At 72.6% G+C, this 19,462-nt stretch carries 18 protein-coding genes and 1 pseudogene; 15 read left to right on the top strand and 4 right to left on the bottom strand.

All coding sequences use genetic code 11. The annotated features are described in order from the left end of the window. Positions 1-597 precede the first annotated feature (597 nt). The 5 genes from HF519_RS23515 to HF519_RS23495 all read left to right on the top strand — a co-directional run bounded on the left by HF519_RS23515 (position 598) and on the right by HF519_RS23495 (position 4,791). A complete protein-coding gene (locus HF519_RS23515; protein WP_169415173.1) occupies positions 598-1,128 on the top strand; it encodes an Rv3235 family protein in 531 nt (176 codons plus the stop codon). A gap of 203 nt (positions 1,129-1,331) precedes the next feature. Beyond that, a complete protein-coding gene (locus HF519_RS23510; protein ID WP_169415172.1) occupies positions 1,332-2,282 on the top strand; it encodes an ArdC-like ssDNA-binding domain-containing protein in 951 nt (316 codons plus the stop codon). Positions 2,283-2,773: 491 nt separating this feature from the next. Next, on the top strand, positions 2,774-3,094 hold the full coding sequence (locus HF519_RS23505; RefSeq protein ID WP_169415171.1) for a CoA transferase: 321 nt from the start codon (positions 2,774-2,776) through the stop codon (positions 3,092-3,094). Continuing rightward, complete coding sequence (locus tag HF519_RS23500) at positions 3,091-4,032, top strand: nucleoside hydrolase (protein ID WP_169415170.1); 942 nt, start codon at positions 3,091-3,093, stop codon at positions 4,030-4,032. The genes HF519_RS23505 and HF519_RS23500 overlap by 4 nt, the downstream gene beginning before the upstream one ends. Positions 4,033-4,203: 171 nt before the next feature. After that, positions 4,204-4,791: an LOG family protein gene (locus HF519_RS23495; RefSeq protein WP_169415169.1), complete on the top strand. Its 588-nt coding sequence runs from the start codon at positions 4,204-4,206 to the stop codon at positions 4,789-4,791. Between the two features lie 207 nt (positions 4,792-4,998). On the opposite strand, the pseudogene HF519_RS23490 reads toward HF519_RS23495, so the two are convergent. After that, a pseudogene (locus HF519_RS23490) lies at positions 4,999-5,151 on the bottom strand (fumarylacetoacetate hydrolase family protein); the annotation flags it as partial. A gap of 1,007 nt (positions 5,152-6,158) precedes the next feature. Between HF519_RS23490 and HF519_RS23485 the strand changes: the two are divergent. The 7 genes from HF519_RS23485 (at position 6,159) to HF519_RS23455 (ending at position 10,613) form a co-directional block, all read left to right on the top strand. Next, a complete protein-coding gene (locus tag HF519_RS23485) occupies positions 6,159-6,491 on the top strand; it encodes a hypothetical protein (protein ID WP_169415168.1) in 333 nt (110 codons plus the stop codon). Between the two features lie 100 nt (positions 6,492-6,591). Next, on the top strand, positions 6,592-6,846 hold the full coding sequence (locus HF519_RS23480) for a WhiB family transcriptional regulator (protein WP_169415167.1): 255 nt from the start codon (positions 6,592-6,594) through the stop codon (positions 6,844-6,846). A 172-nt stretch (positions 6,847-7,018) separates the two neighbouring features. Continuing rightward, positions 7,019-7,468 carry a DUF3846 domain-containing protein gene (locus HF519_RS23475; protein ID WP_169415166.1) on the top strand — a complete coding sequence of 150 codons (450 nt, stop codon included), beginning with the start codon at positions 7,019-7,021 and terminating at the stop codon, positions 7,466-7,468. A gap of 62 nt (positions 7,469-7,530) precedes the next feature. Further along, on the top strand, positions 7,531-8,436 hold the full coding sequence (locus tag HF519_RS23470; RefSeq protein WP_246245003.1) for a bifunctional DNA primase/polymerase: 906 nt from the start codon (positions 7,531-7,533) through the stop codon (positions 8,434-8,436). Then, positions 8,433-8,723: a hypothetical protein gene (locus tag HF519_RS23465; protein ID WP_169415165.1), complete on the top strand. Its 291-nt coding sequence runs from the start codon at positions 8,433-8,435 to the stop codon at positions 8,721-8,723. The genes HF519_RS23470 and HF519_RS23465 overlap by 4 nt, the downstream gene beginning before the upstream one ends. Then, positions 8,720-9,496 (top strand): hypothetical protein, encoded by a 777-nt coding sequence (locus tag HF519_RS23460; RefSeq protein ID WP_169415164.1) that lies wholly within the window; start codon positions 8,720-8,722, stop codon positions 9,494-9,496. The genes HF519_RS23465 and HF519_RS23460 overlap by 4 nt, the downstream gene beginning before the upstream one ends. A gap of 22 nt (positions 9,497-9,518) precedes the next feature. Next, on the top strand, positions 9,519-10,613 hold the full coding sequence (locus HF519_RS23455) for a hypothetical protein (protein WP_169415163.1): 1,095 nt from the start codon (positions 9,519-9,521) through the stop codon (positions 10,611-10,613). Between the two features lie 30 nt (positions 10,614-10,643). Here the strand turns inward: HF519_RS23455 and HF519_RS23450 are convergent, their stop codons facing one another. Together HF519_RS23450 and HF519_RS23445 are read right to left on the bottom strand one after the other, a co-directional pair. Further along, positions 10,644-11,138 (bottom strand): translation initiation factor IF-2, encoded by a 495-nt coding sequence (locus tag HF519_RS23450; protein WP_169415162.1) that lies wholly within the window; start codon positions 11,136-11,138, stop codon positions 10,644-10,646. A 511-nt stretch (positions 11,139-11,649) separates the two neighbouring features. Beyond that, positions 11,650-12,306: a serine/threonine-protein kinase gene (locus HF519_RS23445; protein WP_169415161.1), complete on the bottom strand. Its 657-nt coding sequence runs from the start codon at positions 12,304-12,306 to the stop codon at positions 11,650-11,652. A gap of 302 nt (positions 12,307-12,608) precedes the next feature. Here HF519_RS23445 and mobF point away from each other — a divergent pair, with 302 nt between their 5' ends. Continuing rightward, positions 12,609-17,123: a MobF family relaxase gene (gene mobF, locus HF519_RS23440; RefSeq protein ID WP_169415160.1), complete on the top strand. Its 4,515-nt coding sequence runs from the start codon at positions 12,609-12,611 to the stop codon at positions 17,121-17,123. 15 nt (positions 17,124-17,138) lie between these two features. Here the strand turns inward: mobF and HF519_RS23435 are convergent, their stop codons facing one another. Next, complete coding sequence (locus HF519_RS23435; protein WP_169415159.1) at positions 17,139-17,780, bottom strand: hypothetical protein; 642 nt, start codon at positions 17,778-17,780, stop codon at positions 17,139-17,141. A gap of 589 nt (positions 17,781-18,369) precedes the next feature. Here HF519_RS23435 and HF519_RS23430 point away from each other — a divergent pair. Together HF519_RS23430 and HF519_RS23425 are read left to right on the top strand one after the other, a co-directional pair. Next, positions 18,370-19,191, top strand: coding sequence for a hypothetical protein (locus HF519_RS23430; protein WP_211170472.1), 822 nt, complete (start codon positions 18,370-18,372; stop codon positions 19,189-19,191). A gap of 41 nt (positions 19,192-19,232) precedes the next feature. Next, a complete protein-coding gene (locus HF519_RS23425; RefSeq protein WP_169415157.1) occupies positions 19,233-19,382 on the top strand; it encodes a hypothetical protein in 150 nt (49 codons plus the stop codon). The last annotated feature ends 80 nt before the right edge of the window (positions 19,383-19,462 follow it).

Raw genomic sequence — 19,462 nt, 5'->3', positions numbered from 1 at the left:
GGTCTCTCCTCGCGTCGTCGGTCTCGACGGTGCCCGGGAACCTGCCGGCACGCCAGGCCCTTCGGCCGCTTCGCGGTCGCCTGCGGCGAGCCTGGCCCGCCGGCAGAACCCCGGGCATGTTCCGTCGCGCCGACGCGAGGAGAGACCCACCAGCTTCCCGGGCGGCGGTGTGCCCGCGCCCCGGTTGATGCGCCGGCCCTGCGGGCCGGATCCCTCCGGGGGCCGGGCGCTGCCCGGACCCGGCCTCGCTTCGGAGAGCCCCGAACAACCTCGGACATGGGCGATGGCCGGTGACCAAGCCCTCGCGGGCTCGCCTCCGAAGAGGCGCCGACAAGTGATCACCGGCCATCTGTGCCCCGGCCCGCAACCAGGCACCCGAGAGCCCCTGAACGACCAGAGCAGTCCCGCCAGGCTAGCGCACCACCACCCGACACGAGGACACCGCCGCCCCGCATACCCGGGCCGTCCCCGCCCACATTTCCCCAGCTCAGCACGGGTTCCTGTTGACCATCCCGCCAAAATTACTGTAAAATCAGAGATATAACGAGGGGAACGACAAGCCCTGCACTGCAGCCGAACGCCCGAGGAGGCGCCGAGATGCGAACCACTGACACCGCGCAGACGACCAAGACCAGCCGTGGCCCCATCGTGGTCAGCCGGGTCCGTTACGAGCCGATCCCCGACGAGCACGCCGCCGTGGTGCTCACCGAGTGCCCCCACTGCGGCCACGACCTGACCGAGTCCGCCACCGCTGCCCGGGTCGCGGCCCGCCCGGCCCCCGCGCTGCTCGGCGAGATCACCGCCGACGTCACCCGCGACCCCGCCGCCGGCCCCCGCGCCCGCCGCGTGCTGGTGACCCTGCTCGAAGCGTTCGACGGCCGCCGCCCGTACTCCCAGATGGTCGCCCTGGCCACCCCGCAGGTCATCCGGTACCTGCGCGTCGCCGCCGAGCTCTACCGCCGCGAGTCCCCCTCCCGCGTGCTGTCCTGTCACGTCAGCCAGCCCCACGAGGGTGCGGCCGAGGTCGCCGCCCTGTGCCGGATCGGGCGCCGCGCCCGCGCCCTGGCCGCACGGTTCGAACTCGCCGAGGCGGGCGACTGGCGCTGCATCGCCCTGCGGGTGCTCTGAGCACCCGGCCCGGCCGGGGACCCGACCCCGGCCGGGCCGCACCGCCGTGCCGCGGCGGAGCTGAGCGCAGCCGAAAACCCCTGATGAACAGGGGGAATGAACTGGACCAACCTAGGCATCTACTGTAAAATCATATGGGTCGGAGAGGGAACGACAAGCCCGGCCGACACCCCGCAACCAAACGCCCGACAAGGAGACCCGACGTGGCCACGACCGCCCACCGCACCAAGGCCCACCGCCTCACCCCCGAGCAGCGCGCCGCCAAGGTCGACGCCCTCACCGACCGGCTCAACCAGGCCGTGGCCGACCTGAGCAGCGGCGAGCAGTGGGCCGCCATGCTCCGCGTGGCCGCGAAGTTCCACAACTACAGCGGGCGCAACGTCATGCTCCTGTGGGCCCAGGCCACCGAGCGCGGCGCCACGCTGACCCGGGTGGCCGGGTTCCACACCTGGCGCGGACTCGGCCGCACCGTGCGCAAGGGGGAAAAGGGTTACGCGATCCTCGCCCCGGTCGCGCGGCGCCTGAGCGCCGAGGAGGCCGCCGAGCGCGGCGCCGAGGCCTACGACGGTGCGGGCAAGCCCCGCCGCGTCGTGCGCGGGTTCCGTGTCGAACACGTCTTCGACATCGCCCAGACCGACGGCGACCCGCTGCCCGAGGTCCCCTCCCCCGCCGTCCTGTCCGGCGAGGACCCCGCCGGACTCTGGGAGGCCCTCGCCGCCCTGGTCGAGGCCGAGGGCTATCGCATCGAGCGCAACCCCGAGGCCGACGCCACCCAGGGATGGACGAACTACCGCACCCGCGTGGTGTCGGTCCGGCCCGACGTTCCCGCCGCCCAGGCCACCTACGTGCTCGCCCACGAGCTCGGCCACATCCGCGCCGACCACGAGCACCGCGATATCCCCCGCGAGCAGCGCGAGACCGAGGCCGACTCGATCGCCTACGTCGTGGCCACCGCGTGCGGGCTCGACAGCGCCGCCAGCTCCACCCCCTACGTCGCCGGATGGAGCGGAGGCGACCCGAAGATCATCGAAGCCGCCGCCGAGACCGTGCGCCGCGGAGCCGCCGCCATCCTCGGCGACCTCTCCGCCGCCGAGGTCAGGGAGGACCAGGCCGCCGAGAGCCCGGCCGAGGAGCCCGCGGCCGCCGCGGCCTAGCCGGGTGGCGGAGACGTCGCGGGCCGGATCGACCGGCCCGCGACGTCCACCCCGCTCACCTGCCGCCCGCCCCTCATCAGGCGCCGGCGTACCTCTCCCGGCGCCCCAGTGAACGGAACCGCGCCCGATGAACCACCAAACGCCCGACCAGATACGCGCCGCGGAACTAGCAGCCCGCACGAGCCGTCCGGGAGCCTGGGCGCTCCGGAGGTCGCGGCCGTGGAGGCCGTCATGCTGCTCATGACAGAAACCTTTCAACCCGAAGAGGTTGCGAGGGGCCACCTGCAGATATTGACAGTGATTCGGATCACGATGATAGAAACGTATCTTGCAGTACGGTCTCGATCCAGGCCTCGACGCACGTTCTTCATCAAGGCCACTGTCAGCTAGCACATCGTGCGACCTTCGGCCGGGGCCCAGGTTTGGGCTGTCCAAGCGGCAGGGCTGCTTTTTTGAAACGGTTCACCCAAGGACGGAGGCATCCCACGGTCATGGTTCCGCCGCCGAGTGCACTCGCACCTCTGCGCGTCGAACTCCTCGCCACCCGCCCCGCAGCGGAGTGGGCCACGGCCTGCATGGCGGCCGGGGCGCCGGCCGGAGTACTCGACGATGTCGCCGGCGCCTTCCAGTCGGCCACCGATCTCGGCCTGGAGCCCGTGGGCACGCTCCCCCGCCCCGACGGGTCCACAGTTCGCCTCCCACGCAATCCCATCAGGCTCTCCGCGACGCCGCCGACCTACCGCTGCGCGCCGCCCCGACTCGGCTACCCGCACGGTCATGACAGCAAGCCAGACGAAGGAGACAGCCGATGACAGCACCGATGCCGTTGATCATCGACACGGACCCCGGCGTGGACGACACGTTCGCGCTGATACTGGCGCTGCTCAGCCCGGAGGTCGACGTCCGCGCCGTCACCGTCACGTTCGGCAACGTCAGCCGGGAGAAGACCTTCGCCAATGCGCGCCGCGTGCTCGCGCTCGCCGGGCGGACCGACGTGCCGGTCGCCGCGGGGGCGGTCCGCCCGCTGGTGCATGCGCAGGGGGAACTGGCCGCCGACTGGCACGGCGCCGACGGGCTCGGCTTGCGCTCGGCGGAGTTCCCGGAGCCCGGCCCCGCCGACCCGCGCCCGGCCCTCACCCTCATGGCCGATGTGCTGAGCGCATCCCCGGAGCCGGTCACGATCGTCTCCCTCGGCCCCATGACCAACACCGCGCTGCTGCTGGCCGGCCACCCCGCACTGATCCCGCGGATCGCGCGCATCGTCGCCATGGGCGGGTCACTCGGCACCGGCAACACCCGGGGGGCCGGCGAGTTCAACGTCTACGCCGACCCCGAAGCCGCGCAGCGGGTGCTCACCCAGCCCGACGTCCCGGTGACGCTGGTGCCGCTCGACCTCACGATGCAGTGCCTGGCCGACGGCGCGTGGCTGGACGCGTTGGCCGCCGGGGGGCCGCGCTGCGCCGCGCTGGTCGGCACCGTGACGCTCTACCGGGAGATGTTCCGCGAGCGCTACGGCGTCGATGCGGCTGCACTGCACGACACACTGGCCGTGCTCGAGGCCATCACACCCGGCACGCTGCGCCCGAAACCCTTCCCGGTCAGCGTGGCGTGCACCCTCGGTCCGGCCCGCGGCATGACCGAGGTCGATCGCCGCCCCGATGCCCCCGGCCCGCTGGTGCAGGTGGCGCTCGACGCCGATGTCCCCGCGGTCCTCTCCGAAACCCTGCGCCGGCTCATCACCCTCGGCTGACTCGGCGCGCCTCCCCGCACGCCTGCGGGTGCCAGGCCCTCGCACCTACGAGGATGCCGCGTCTGCCGTCGCCGGGCTCTTGCTCCCCTCGACCGCCCGCCACAACGATCAGCAACCCGGATTTCGACACCGCGCGCCCAACGAGTTGGGCCCGAGAGAGAGGTTCTACAGATGAGGTCCTTGAGCGTGTTCTGCGGCTCCAGCCGGGGTCGCCAACCCGTCTATCTGCACGCCGTCGGTGAACTGGCGCGGGTTCTCGCCTCCGACGGGATTCGGCTCGTCTACGGCGGTAACTCGACGGGGACGATGGGGGCGTTGGCCGACGGCGTCCTGGAAGCCGGCGGTCAGGTCGTCGGCGTCATCCCCGAATACGACTTCGGCCAGGGGTGGGCGCACGAGGGCCTGACCGAGCTGCATGTCGTCGACTCGATGCACGAGCGCAAGGCGCGCATGGCCGAGCTCTCCGACGGCTTCATCGCCCTGCCCGGCGGGCTCGGAACCCTCGACGAGTTCGCCGAGGCGATCACCTGGTTGCAGCTGGGGCTGCACCACAAGCCGACCGGGCTGTTGAACACCGCCGGGTACTACGAGGCGCTGCTCCGGTTCTTCGACCACGCCGTGGCGGAGCGCTTCCTCCGAGAGGAGGACCGAGCGTTGATCCTGGCCGAGACCGAGGTGCGCCCGCTGCTGGACCTCATGCGGGCCTGGACACCCCGACAGGATCAGGGCTGGGTGCCTGCGGACGGCCCCGCTGCGTGACCATGACCGACGCTCTCCCCGATCCGTGTGCGCCGCGACTCCCCCTTCCGAGGCGGCGTTGCGGCGCGTGCGGGACGGGTGCCGCACCGCTCACCGGGGACCGGCCGGGCCTACGGCGCGACGTCGACATCCTCGACGACCCACGTCGTGCCGCCGATCCCGGGCTGGGCGCGCACAGCCATCAGGCCGTACCAGCCTTGTCGAGAGCTACCGCCCCTTCAACGCTTGGCGTTGCCGTCCCAGAAGGTCGATCTCGCACTCCATGACGTCACCATCGGCGAGGTAGGGGAACCTGCCCGAGAGCGCGACCCCCTCCGGGGTCCCGGTACTGATCAGGTCGCCGGGTTCGAGAACCATGTACTAGCCCGCGCCCTGCCGGGGCGATGGACCCCACAGCTCGGCGCCGGCGCCCGGCAAAGCCTTCCTGGCCGGCCTCGAGGACCAGCGGGTGCTGCTGACGCTCGACGAGGGACCCCGCCGCGACCGGATAGCCCTCACTGGGAACCTGCCCGACCGCCTCCGCCCCCACGCCCGCGGCGTGCCGAGTGCGCGCATCACCGTCGCCGCGGCGCGCCCGGTCGCCCAGATCGCCCGCGAGATCGAGCGCCGGCTCCTGCCCGAGCACCGCGCCCGCCTCGAGCACTGCGCCAGAACAAAGCCCGCCACGACGAGCTCCAATCCACCCGCACCCAGCTCGCCGACCTGCTCACCGCGGAGCTCGGCGCCGCCGTGTGGATCAGCGAGCACAACGGGCGCATCCACGTCGGCGGCTACGGCGACCGATCTCCGCCGAGGTCGACGTCCTCCGCGGATCCGTGCGATTCGAGATCCACGCCAACCCTGCACACGCTCCGGAGATCGCCCGGCTGATCGCCCGACTCCGCACCTAGCCCCGCGGCTGCCGGGGTCGGGTGGTGGTGGGGTGCGGGCTGGTGCCGCGGGTGGGTCTCTCCTCGCGGCGTCGCTGTGACGGTGCCCGGGGTTCTGCCGGCACGCCAGGCCCTTCGGCCGCTTCGCGGTCGCCTGCGGCGAGCCTGGCCCGCCGGCAGAACCCCGGGCATGTTCCGTCGCGCCGACGCGAGGAGAGACCCACCTGCTACCCCGGGCGGCGGTGTGCCCGCGCCCCGGGTTGATGCGCCGGCCCTGGCGGGCCGGATCCCTCCGGGGGCCGGGCGCTGCCCCGACCCGGCCTCGCTTCGGAGAGCCCCGAACAACGCTGCGAACCGATCACAACAGGCGCGGCCATCGAGCAGGGCCGAACGCGTCCGCGCAGCTCAGAGGCATGTACGGGCGTAAAAACCCTTGACCGGCCAGTGATCTACTGTAGAATAATAGATATACAGAGGGATTTAAGAGAGGGTGGAGCGATGAACCACAACGAACAGGATGACCTGGAGCGGCAGGCAGTAACGGGGAAATCCGTGGAGCGCGGCGGCGCCCGCCCGCTCACCGATGACGAGCTGGCGACCCTTCGGCCCGGAGACCGGGTCGTGCTCGACCGCTTCATCCCCGCGACCAGCGCGGGACCCGCCCGCCGGATGACCCACGTCCTGACCATCGAGGAGCTGTCCCCCCTCGGCGGGGACAACGGCTGGACCCTCGCCAGCGTCGAGTGCGACGAACACCGCGGGTTCTGGCACATCGGCACCACCGGCCACGGGATGGTCACCACCCTCTCCCGCGCCCCCGAGGCGCACTGACCCACCACGGCCGGCCCGCACGGGGCCGGCCCCCGGTGGTAGGCGGGGACCGACAACCCCGCCCGACACCGCGCAACCACAACCCGAAAGGAGGCCCGCCGTGGCCGACTACCGAGACCGCGCCCGCTGCCGCAACGAGGACCCGGAGCTGTTCTATCCCCTCGGCGAGGGACGCGCCTTTGCCAAGCAGGTCGCCGAGGCCAAGGAGGTATGCGAGGCCTGCCCCGTCCGCGCCGAGTGCCTGGAAGATGCGCTCGCCCGCCGCGAGCCCGACGGCATCTGGGGAGGCCTGACCGCAGACGAGCGCCGCGCCCTGCTCCGCCGTCAGCGCGGCCAGCTGCCCTGCGCCAGCTGAGGGCGAGGCGATGAACCACCGAGATCACCGCCGTGCGAACGCATGTTTTCCCAGCTCAAGGCGCATTTCCTGTTGACGACGCGACGCGAGTAACTGTAAAATCATTAATGTCCGAACGGGACGACAAGCCCGAGACGACAACCCGCAACCAGGCACCCGAAGGAGCCAGAAGATGACCAACCAGATCACCACCGTCGAGACCATCCGGGGCGTGCTCGTCACCGTCGACCGCCAGGTCAGCACGGTCGAGCTGCCCGCCGCGGACGTGCTGCGCGGCATGTACCGGGCGATCGGCTGCCGCACCGTCGAGCGGGTGCCGCTCGCGACCGTCCCGACGCTGGACATGTGGGTCGACGAGGACGGGCTGTGCACCGCGACGCCGCGGCTGAACCAGGTGGCGACGTTCATCGCGCACGCCTTCCAGATTCACCCGACCCACGGGGACCCGGACCTCGACCGGTTCGCCCTGCAGCCCTACGCGGGCAACGCACTGTTCCTGGCCGCGAACGACGAGGACGACTGCGTGGACGTGCCGAGCGGACTCGACCGGCTCTGGGAGGCCGCAGAGGCCCTGGGCGACGGTGGCGTCGCGACCCTGCTGGCCGAGGCCGCCGGACTCTGACCCCCTGGGCCGGTGGCCACCTCCCGCAGGTGGCCACCGGCCCGCCCCTGAGAGGAGGGGACATGACGAACCACCCGATGAGCAAGCTGGGCCGGCTGGGGCAGGCCGCGCTCGCCGCCGCCGAGGCAGGGCACTACGTCTTCCCGCTGCACCCGCGCACCAAGTTCCCCGCGGTGGAGAAGTGGGAGCAGTCCGCGACCCGCGACCCGGAGCAGATCCGGCAGTGGTGGAGCGCGCGGCCCTACAATCTGGCGCTGGCCTGTGGCCCGGGCGGGCTGGTCGTGGTCGACCTCGACGACGCCCACGGTGAGCCCGCGCCCGAGCCGTGGACCGGAGCGACCGGCGGCCGCGACGTGCTCGCCCGCCTGGCCGCGAAGGCCGGGCAGCCGGTACCGACGGGCACCTACACCGTGTCCACCCCGACCGGTGGGCTGCACCTGTACTTCCGCGCCCCGGCCGGGGCCAAGTTCCGCAACACCGCCGGGACCCTGGGCTGGCGCATCGACACCCGCGCCTGCGGCGGGTACGTGGTCGCGGCGACCTCGGTCCGCGACGAGGGCTACTACCGGGCGGTCAACCGTGCGCCGATCGCCGAGCTGCCCGAGTGGCTCGCCCGCGCGCTCACTCCCCCGCCGCCCCCGGCGCCGTCCGCGCCGATCGTGCTGCCCACCCAGCGCGCCAGCGCCTACCTGCGGAAGATCCTGGAAGCCGAGGCCGACCGGGTCGCGGCCGCCGTGCCTGGCACCCGGCACGCCACGCTGCTGGCCGCCGCGCGGACCCTGGGTCGGCTGGTCGGGGGCGGAGCGCTCAGCGCGCAGGAGGCCCGCGACACGCTCACCGCCGCGGCCGCCGGGCACGTCGGGGTGGAGGGCACCACCCGCGCCGAGGTCGACCGGACCATCGCCGACGGGCTCGCCTACGGCGCCCAGCTGCCGCGGCGCATCGACACCACCCGGAGCGCTCGATGAGCGCCGCCCGGTACGTCGCCGAGGCGATCGGGCCCCGCCGGGTCGGCGGGGTCTACCGCTGCGGCTACCGAGGCATCACCTACCGCGTGGAGGAGATCCACACCGGCCCGGGCGGCCCGATCCCCTGGTCGGAGTGGGCGATCGTCGAAACCGACCTCGACGGCCCGACGCCGGGCCGTACCCGCACGCACTGCACGGCCTGGGATCCCGGAGCCGACACCGAGCGCCCCGACCCGGGCCAGCGCCGGTCGCCACCGAACGAACGACAGGAGGGAGCAGGGGCATGACCATCGTGACGAGCGCCGGGCCGCGGGCGGCCCGGCGCGCCCGCCGGTGCCGGTCGATCGGCCCGGGTGCGGTCCCTAGGCTGTTGCGGGTGCCGACCCCTGAGCGCCGCGTCCACGAGGGCCGCGCGGTCATCAACCGCGCCGAGCTCATGCGGCAGCTGCAGATCGGCGAATCCACCGCCGAGCGCTGGTACCGGGAGCGGGCCGAGAACGGCCACCCCGAGCCGGTGCACCGCGAGGGCCGGCGGCTGTACTGGGACGAGAACGAGCTGATCGGTTGGGCCCGCGACTGGATCGCCCGCGACGCCGAGCCGCGACAGAAGGTAGTCGAGGGCCGGGCGCTGCTCAGCCGCGCCGAGCTCGCCCGCCGGCTGAACATGCGCGAGCAGACCCTGGCCGACCTGTACGCCGCACGGGAGACCAGCGGGCACCCGCAGGCGGTGCACCGCGAGGGCCGGCGGCTGTACTGGGACGAGGCCGAGGCGGTGGCCTGGGCGCAGGAGCGGGAGGCGGCGAAGAAGGCCACGCTCACCCCGGTCGATCGCAGCGGCGAGCCGGACGAGTTGGTCGACGCCGCGGAAGCCGCCCGGATCCTGGGCTACGCCAGCCCGCGGACGATCACCAGCTATCTCGCCCGCAACGTGGGCTACTTCCCCGACCCTGACGACGTCGAGGGACGGCGCTGGCACCGGCGCACGCTGTGGGCGTTCGCCGACCGGCGCTCCCGGCCCGGCCGCGCCGGCCACGCCAAGACCCGGTCCGACCAGCGCTAACCGGCGCGCCCGGGACGAGACCATGTCGCTGACCAGTCAGCTCGCCCGCGGAGACCTCGGCCGGTGGTTCGCCCGCACGATGCCCGGCACGACGGCCGTGGCCGCCGAGGTGGCACACGCCGCCGCGCGGGTGCGTCCGGTCCGCCCGCAAGCCGGGGCCGTGCTCGGGGACCGGCATTGGGCCGACGTCGGAGGCGCGTTCGGCGCCCGATTGGGCGCGCTGGTGCAGGCCGCCCCGCCCTACTACGGGCTGTATGGGCTGGTCTCCCCTGGTCTACTGACGTTGCGGGCGGCGCACGAGATCGCCGCCGGCTACCCGTCCCATGCCGGGCTGAGCCCGGCCGAACAGCTGCGCGCCCTGGACATGCGCCCGGCCCCGGCCGGCTGGCGCGACCTCGGCGGGCCCTGCCCGGACCCGGACCCACCAGCGTGGGGCGACGCTGTGTTCGCCGAGCTGGCCGCCCGCACCCGCGGCTACCACGACCGGCACGCCCCGACCGGCGCCGTCGGCGCACCCGGCGCCGAGGCCGGGCTGGCCCGGGTCTACGGGCTGTGGTCGGCGTGCGAGGACATCTACCGCTCCGGCGTGATCAGCGAAGAGCTCGAGGAGCTACTCGACCTCGACCGACCCACCGTCGACCAGTTGCGGGCCGCCACCCCCGTAGTGGTCGTGGACGAGCTCGTCGGGCTGACTCGGCGGCTGGCCGACTCGGGCAGCCTCACCACGCTGCGCGGCTGGGCCGGGAACCCGGAACCGGGGCAGCCGCTGGGCTGCGCCGGCCCGGTGTTCGCGACCCACTGGGCCGACGGGGACCTGCTGGTCGGGGACACCTTGCTCGACGTCAAGACGGTGATGCGGGCCGACCACCCCGACCGCACCGGCCGGTGGCTGTGGCAGATCCTGGCCTACGCCTGGCTCGATACCGCCGGCGACCGGTACCGCATTCGGGCCGCCGGGATGTACCTGGCCCGCCACGGCGTGCTGCTGCGGTGGGACGTCGACGAGCTGGCCGCCCGGCTGCTCGGGGACCGGCGCGCGGTATCGACAGCTCGGCACGAGTTTCTGGAGATCGCCGCCCGCCCCGCGACCAGCGAGGGTGCCCGCCTAGACCCGTGAACCTCGCCGGCCGCAGTCGGCGGGCGCCGGTCAGCCGGCGACAGAGGCGGGTGGCGCCGACTCCAGTACGGGCGCCGACGCCACCGGCGCGGTGGCCACGGCCGCCGTCGGGGCGGCGTTGCCGCTGGTCGCGGCGCGTCCCCGGTGCTCCCGCAGCAGCGCGCGGACCCGCTTGACCGGCAGGTCGAACAGCGCGGCCAGGTCCTCGGCGCGCCGGCCGAGAGCGTGCAGCTCGGCGAGCACCGTGGTCTGCCGCTGCTCGAGGGCGGCCAGCGCGGCCGCGGCGTCGTCCCGCACGGCCTGGCGCTGCCGGTCCAGGTCGGCCAGCGCGGCATCCCGGCGGGTGATCACCGCGTCGGCCTCACCGGCCGCCGCGGCGTAGTCGGCGAGCGCGGCATCCTCACGCTTGCGTCGCTCGGCCTGCTCGGCGTCGAGCCGGTCCCGCGCCTCAGTGAGCCGCTGCAGACGGTCGGCGCCGGCATCGGAGCGGCGGGCGCGCCGCGGCCGGGTGCTGTTGGAAGTCATCGGAGGTCCCCCATCCTTTGGTGATCATCCCTGTCTGGGTGAGCGTAGGTCGCGACCAGCGAGAACGACCCAAGTTTGTGATGGCTGCGAGGGGGAGACGGGCCGTCGACCGCTGTGCGGGCGGGCCAGGCCGGAGCGAGAGCCACCGGAGCGGGCGGAAGCGGTCTGGAACGGCTGCTGAGACCTCCTGCCGGGAAAGCAGGCCAGCGCACCGCCCCCGATCTCCGCCTCATTCGCCCCACGTCTCGGCCTGGCGGGCTACCGCGTAGAGTTCGTGAACCCGCTGGTCGGACAGGGTGCGACGGGCGTAGCGCGCAGTGCCCGGGGCAGCTGCGAAGCGGGCACGACAAGGACGCCGTCGCGGGTCTGGCGGCGGCCGGTGACCCGCGCCCCGACTACGGCGATCACCGACCGAACCGGCACCGGTGCACCGCCGGCGGCGGCGGTCAGTAGCCGGGCCGCGCGGGCAGCTTCGGTGAGGGCGTTGCGGGTGTAGAACGTCGCGGCCCGTTCACGGTGACGACGTGGTCCCCGACCCACACGGTGGCCCCGGGGTGATGCTTGGCGTTGACCGTGGCCGCCCCGGCGGGACCGCGTGCAGCACGTGCCAGCGCGCCGGGCGGTCGGCCAGCCGGGCCCACCATGGCTCGGTCAGCCGGCGCAGGCGGCGGGCGGTGATCCGCTCCCCGGCCGCGCCTACCCGCCAAGCACGCTCGCGGGTGCGCAGCCCGAGCAGCCGGGCCAGGGCACTCCAGACGGGGGCCGCGGCGCGCAGCTCGGCGGCGACGTCGGCGGCCGCCTGCCCGGACCTGTGGGCCGCCAGGTCGTGCCCCTCCCCCGCGGGTGGTGGGCGCCGCGCGGTGGCGGGGACGGCAGCCGATGGGCCGCCGCGCGGGACCGCGAGATCGGCGTCCGGGTCATCGTCGAACAGCCAGTGCAGCGGCGGGCCCGGTACCCCGCCGACTGCCCGGACCGCGCCGTCGGCCGGCTGCGGGGGTGGGGCGATATGCATCCCGATGAGGTCCGGGGAGAAACGGGTCCCGCCCAAGGACGGCGGCGGGCCCGGTTGAGCCGGCGTCTGCGGGCCGGGCCAGGCCCGACCGAGGTCGGTGCCCGCGCGGTACGCGGCCAGCGCCGCGTGGAACTCCTCCGCCCGCCCCGCGGGCACCCTGCAGGACAGCCCAGTGATCGTGTCCAGGTAGCCGACGCGGTCCCCTCCGGGCTGGTCACGTAGAGCCGGTCATGCAGGGCGCGGCGCCAGCGCCGCGCCCTGGCTCGCCCCTCATACGCCTCGTTGCCTATCCGAACGCCTCCCCTGCCTCTACAGGCCGTCCGATCGGCCTCCCTGCGCTACTCCACCTGCAGCGCTTCCTCGCCCGCCAACCTGCACTGCTCACAAGCCGACAGCACAAGCCCCAACAACGGCAACAGACCCATGCATTGAACTAATGATCTTGGTACGGTGATCATGTGGGCTTCCTCGGGATCACCGCCGTGTCTGCGGGCGCGGTGGACTACCTCCTGCGAGGAAGCGGCTGCGCCGAGCACGAGCACGAGCCCTCCCCGGCCGAGCACGACCTCGACCGCGACGGACCCGACGCCGCCCCGAGCGATGGCCGGGGGAACGGATCGCCGGCCACCGGGGCGGGTTATCTGCTGGCAGCGGCGGAGAAGGAGCCGCCCGGGGTGTGGTTCGGCGGGGCGCTACAGGAGATGCTCGGAATCGTGCCCGGGACAGCGGCGACCGAGCACGATGTGCGGGCGGTGTTCGGGAAGCTGATGCGCCCGGACTCGACCCCGGACGAGCCGAAGTTCCTGGGGCGTCCGCCGCGCAAGTTCAAGTCCACCGCGGAGCGGGTCGCGGCCGCGCTGGCGAAGGAATCCGACGCCGGGGAGGAGCGCCGCCGGGAGATCGAGACGACCGCGGCGGCGTCCGGCCGCAAGGCGGTGGCGTACTACGACCTGACGTTCTCGCCGCAGAAGAGCGTGTCGATCCTGCACGCCGCGCTGCGCTCGCAGGGCCGGTCCGAGGACGCCCAGGCGGTCGTGGACGCGCACCGGGAGGCGATCGCCGAGGCGATGGCGTTCATCGAACAGGAGGCCGCCTACACCCGCTCCGGCTACCACGGGAAGACCGCTGGTGGGCAGTCCGTGGGCCGGTTCGACGAGGCGACGGGGCTGGTCTGGACCCGCTGGGACCACTCCACCAATCGCAATCAGGAACCGCAGCTGCACACGCACGTGGCGGTGCTGAACCGCGTCATCGAGCGGCGCAGCCGCAACATCCAGGCTCTCGACGGCAAGGGGTTCAAGGCCATCAAGTTCGGTGCGGTCGCGATCTACGACCGCACGCTGGAGACCAGGCTGGCGGCCAAGCTCGGCGTCGTCATGGCCATGCGCCCCGACGGCAAGGCACGCGAGATTCTGGGGGTAGACCAGCAGCTTTGCGCTGAGGCGTCATCGCGGGCGCGTCAGGTCGAAGCGAACTTGAACGCCCGCATCGAGGAGTTCCGGCAGCGGCAAGGTCGTGAGCCCTCCCCCGCGGAGCGGAAGAACATGTGGGGTCTGGCGAAGGTGGAGGACCGCGCCCGTAAGACCGGGGACATCTCCCCGGCCGAGCAGCTCGACAACTGGTCCGGGCCGCGCCTAGAGGCTCTCGGCAACGTGGTCGTCGATGTTGCCGCACACGCCGACCAAGTACGGCGGCACGGGCATCCCGACCAGCACGGATACGCGCACCGCACCCGCGAGGAGGCCCTGCAGGCCGCCGTCCACGCCGTGCAGGCCAGCAACGCAACGTGGGACTTCGGGCTGCTGATGAACGCGATTGAAGCGGAATCGCAGCGGACACCAACGGTGGGCGACGACTTCCGAGAGCTGACGTACGAGGTGTTCCGCGACGCTGCGAAGTACGGGATCGTCACGGTGTCGATGCCCGATCCGGGCGAGGTTCCGGAGGTGCTGCAGCGTGAAGACGGGAAGAGCATCTACCGGCCTCACCAGCACGAGCGGTACGCGACGTTCGAGCACCTGGCGATGGAGACCGCACTCGTCGCGGCGGCCCGTCGCGCAGGCGCGCCGGCCCTGACCGGCCCGGAGCTGGAAGTGGCCCGGGTGGAGCTCATCGCCGCTGGTCTGGGCCCGGATCAGCTCGATGCCGCGATCGGCATCCTGTCCTCCGGACGCGCCGGCGATGTTCTCCTCGGCCCCGCAGGTGCGGGGAAGTCACACACCGTGGGGGCGCTCGCGCGCAGCTGGGAACGTGGGCTCAGGGGCCGCGTGATCGGTGTGGCGACCTCGCAGCGGGCCGCGCAGGTCCTCGAGGACGACGGCGTCACCGCGATGAACACCACCCGGTTCCTGAACCGGTTCGCGCCGAACGAGCGGGGACAGGTGCGGGACCGGCTGCGGCCAGGCGACCTGGTGGTCGTCGACGAGGCGGGGATGTCGGCGACCGGGGAGCTGGACCGGATCGCGAAGCTCGTCGGTGAGGCCGGCGGGAAGCTGCTCTACACCGGCGACCCGGAACAGCTGGTCGCAGTGGGTGCGGGCGGAATGCTGGACCTGCTGGTGCGCGACAACGGCGCCTACGAGCTCACCGAGATCCGCCGCTTCGCCGAGCCGTGGGAGCGCGCGGCGTCGCTGCGGCTGCGCTCCCGCGACGCGAGCGTGCTCGGGCTCTACGAGGACTCCGGGCGGCTGCACGGCGGGACCAAAGAGGCGATGATCGACGCCGCGGTCCGCGGCTACCTCGCCGATACCGTCCGCGGTAAGGAATCTCTGCTGGTCGTAGGAGACAACGACCACGCCAGCCACCTCTGCGCGCTGATCCGCGCCGAACTGGTCGCGCGCGGGTACGTCGAACACGAGGTGCTGGGCACGCTGCGCGACGGCAACCACATCGGCGTCGGTGACCTGGTCCAGGCCCGCCGCAACGACTACGACATCCGGGTCGAGGGAAACGGGGCGGTGACCAACCGGGTCGCCTACCGGGTCGCCGGACGCAACCCCGAGGACGGCACGCTGCGGGTGGTCGCCGCGAACGGGCTGGTCGCGCACCTGCCCGAGGGCTACGTCAGCCGTCACGTCACCCTCGCCTACGCCTCCACCGTGCACGCCGCGCAGGGCCGCACCGTCGACATCTGCCGGGCGCTGATCGAGGAGAACACCGACGCACACGCCCTGTACGTGGCGATGACCCGCGGCCGGGAGGAGAACCTCGCCTACGTGGTGTCCGCGCGGCCCGCGGACGAGCACAACCAGAACAGCCTCGACACCACCCCGCGGGCAGTGCTGGCGTCGATCATGGGCCGCGAGCACGAGATCGATGCGGCCTCGGCCGAGATGACGCGGCGGTTCAACGAGGAGGAAGGCCGCTCGCTGGCCTTCGTCGGGACCCAGCTGGACCGGCTGTCGGAGGAGTTCGGGCGCGGCCGCTACGACCAGCTGCTGGCCGGGATCCTCGGCGAGCAGATCGCCGCCCGGATGCGGGGCGAGGACGGCTTCGGGCGGCTCAACCGAACCCTGCGTGAGGCCGAGCTCGGCGGCCACGACGTCGAGACCGTCCTGCGCGAGGCGGTCGTCATGCGCCGGCTCGGGACCGCCGCGTCGGTGTCGGATGTGCTGCGGTGGCGGCTACGCGAGCGTGTCCTGGACTCCCGTACCCCCGAGCACGACCCGAGCGACATCCTCGGGGTGAACGCCCCGGCCAGCTGGGCCGACCTGGCCAGCCGGGTCGACGGGGAAGCGGGCCGATACGGGCAGGTGCTCGCCCGGGCGTGCCAGGACCGGGAGGCCGAACTCGCCGAGCAGGTCGCCCTCGACCAGCCGCAGTGGGCGGTCGCGCACCTCGGACCGCTGCCCGACCCCGGCCCGGAGCGCGAGGAGTGGGTGCACCGCGCGGGAATCGCCGCGGCCTACCGCGATCTGCGCAGCGTGCCGGAGACCAGCGTCTCCCTCGGCGAGGCGCCCGCCCGCGAGCAGGTGTTCCACCGGGCGCTGTGGCAGCGCGCCTACGCCGCGCTGGGCGAGCCCACCGACGCGCTCGACTACGCCGCGGCGTCGGAGACCGAACTGCGGCAGATCCGCGACGCGGCGGCCCGCGAGCGCACCTTCGCCCCGTACTACGTGGCCGAGGAACTGCGCGACAGCCGCCTGGCGGCGCAGGAGTACCGCCACGACGAGGCCCTGTTCTGGGCCGAGACCGGGCGCCTGCCCCTCGGGTCGCCGGAGCGGGCGCGGGCCGAGGCCGAGATGACCCATGCCGCTGAAGCCGCGGCTGAACTCGAGGCGCGCGCGGAGCACCTCGCCGCGGTCCACGCCGCCCGCGAGGCGTGGGCCGCCGAGGCCGCCCGGGCCGAGCAGCGCGCCCAGCTCGCCGGGGACGAACTGGTCAAGCGCGGCCTGCCCCGCGACCCGCAGGCCGCCGAGGTCGCCGAACAGACCTCGCTGTTCAGCGTGCTCACCCCGGAGGAGGCCGCTGAACTCGACCACCCCCTGGAACCCCGCGATCCCGCCCAGCTCGCCCTGGGCGTCGGCGACGATCTGCGCCCGCCCTACCTGGCCGCCGAACCGGAGCGCGCCGCCGATCAGAGCCTCGTCAAGGAGGAGGTGCAGGAGGTGACGGTGGACCCGAACCAGGAGCCCATCTTCGAGGCCACCCCGACAGCCGCGGACATCGCCGCCGCCCGGCCCCTGCGCTCGACGCCCGAGGAACACTTCGTCGACCCGGACGCCGTCACCGTGCGCGAGGCGCGGCGACAGGCCGAGATCCTCGCCGACCTCAACGCCCAGCGCGCGCGGGCGGCGAGCGACCCCGTCGTGCAGTGGCAGCGCCAGCGCGACGAGGCCTCCGAGACGCTCGAACAGGAGCGGCAGCGCCGCGACCAGGGCCTCGACCGCGACCTCAGCGAAGACTTCAGCCTCGACCTGGCTCGCGAACAAACCGTCGACGCCGGCCCCGAGATCGGGCTCGACTTCGACTGACCGCGGCCGGTGGCGTCAGAGGCGCTCGATGATGTCCACGACGTTCCACCGCGCCGGCGAACTCAGCCCGTACCGGCAGTACTGCCGGGGAAAGTCGGCGACGTACTGCCCCAGGTCTGGGTAGGTCAGCTCCTGGAAGCCCATCCAGGTGCGTTCCTCGCTCCAGCGAGCGCCGATGCTCTCCCGCAGAGAGACGTGGATACCCCCGATATGGCATACAGCGAAGGTGCGCAGGCCTCGACGGAGATCCTCGGTGGCCAGCGGCCAGCGCTCGCCGTCGTGATCCGCGATCCCGGCCCGGCCGATGAACACGTGGTCATGGAACCGGGCGATGTCGCCGGGGTCGCCGGTGTAGGTGTGGGACACCCGGGTCAGCGACAGCCGGCCCGGCAGGTAGCGGCCCATCGAGGGCTTGCCGGGGATCTCGATGTGCTCACCGACCTTGAGCAGCGCCACGTCGGCGATCGCCTCGAGCGCGGCCGCGATCCCCGCCTCGTGCGCCTCCCGGACCGCCTCCACCAGCCGAGGCTGATCAAACCGCTGGGAGAACGTGTAGAGCAGCCCCAGCGAGGTCGGCGTCTCGAAGTACAGCTCGATCACCGAACTCGGCGGCTCCTCGACGGCCGGGTCAAACAGCGGCAGAAACCGGTCCGTCACCGCACCCAGAGTCGCCGTCATGATCGTCGCTGCCTTCCCTCCCCCTCGTGCCGATCAGGGTACGGCGATCCGGCACCGCTGGGACAGCAGCGTCGGCCGGCGCCGTGCGGCCGTTTAGGCCGAGGCGACACGGATCTCGTGTCCGCGACGCGGCGCGACGCGTCGAGGCGACCACGTGGGGAAGCGTCGTCGGCGGCGTCCTCGAATCCGCCCGACCCGAGGCGCTGATCGTCGGCCGCTACGATGCCCGCGGGCCACTGCGTGCGCAGCTCAGTGATCCGCGGCTCGAAGCGCGTTCGCTCCGCATCGTCCATTACGACGGCATGGGCGTGGCGAGCTGTTCGGTGATGGTTTGGGCCACGGGTCAGCGGCATGAAGGTCGAGGAAGGCGTGCCAATGGCGACACTGCGCTGGCGCCACGGCGCTCGACTGCTCCGTGCGCCCAGAATTACGGCCGGAAGACATAGGGACGACGACTGCCCCGAAGGTCGTACCGGTGCTTCATCCAAACTAACGATTGTCAGAGATGTCCGGTAACGCGGGTTCGTGAGGCCTCGACGAAGGATCGTCGGCTGATCACGAGGGGTGCATGATGACGAGCCCGCAAGGTCCCTACGGCCAACAGCAATTCCAGCAGTACCCGCAGTACCCACCGCCCGGCTGGCAGATGCCGACCCAGCGCCAGGGCGAGCCGCCGCTCCCGCCTAAGAAGCGCAAGAAGTGGCCGTTCGTGCTGGGCGGGATCTTCGCTCTCGTCATCCTGCTCGGCGCAATTGCGAACCTCGGCGGCGGCACCTCGTCCTCGACGAACACGGCCGCTCCGGTCCGCACGACCGCGCCCTACGCCGCCGTCGTGCCGGCGGTGCCGACCCCGACGCAGGCTCCCGACGCACCGCCGCAGACGTTCAACGGCACCGGTGATCAGGTCGTCACCCTGTCCTCGCCTCGCGATGTGGCCGTCGTTTCGTTCGACTGCCGCGCCTGTAAGGGGAACGTGGTGGTCAAGGCCGACTCTGACCTGCTGGTCAACGAGATCGGCGCGTACACCGGCCCGACGATCTACGGCCAGACCGGCGCCTCCACCAGGGATCCCCTGACCCGGCTGCAGATCAATGCGAAGGGGTCGTGGACCCTGACCGTCGGCGGTCTCTCGTCGGCGCGCATCGTCGACGCGGTGCCCGTCGACGGCAAGGGCGACGACGTCCTTCTGATCCGCTCGGCCAAGGACACGGCCACCTTCACCCACTCGGGCAAGAGCAACTTCACCGTGATCGTGACCAGCGACGACCGCGGCACCGACCTCGTCGTCAACGAGATCGGTAAGTACTCCGGGACGGTAATCCTGCCGGCCGCGAATGGTGACTCGCTGCTGGTCGCGATCACTGCCGATGGCGCCTGGACGATGGCCTGACCGGCCTCTCCCCGCCGCTGTGTAGAAACCCTCAAATACGAGTGGAGCGCTCCCTGACGCACGCCCACGTCGCTGCCACCGAGGGCGTCCTCGCCGCCGCCGTTCTCGTCGCCGGCTGTGGCGGCGCCACGGCCCCCGCACCGGTCACGGTGACCGCGGACTGCTGGCTCGCGGCCCGGCTGCAGCGCTAACCCTCCCCCTCTACCCACAGAATCCCGTTTCGTTGGCAAGTCCTCATGACAGCCCCGACGACGAGCCCCCACCACTGGAC

It is taken from the genome of Pseudonocardia bannensis (assembly GCF_012911875.1).
Lineage (GTDB): Bacteria > Actinomycetota > Actinomycetes > Mycobacteriales > Pseudonocardiaceae > Pseudonocardia > Pseudonocardia bannensis.
This window is presented reverse-complemented; position numbering and strand designations above follow the sequence as displayed.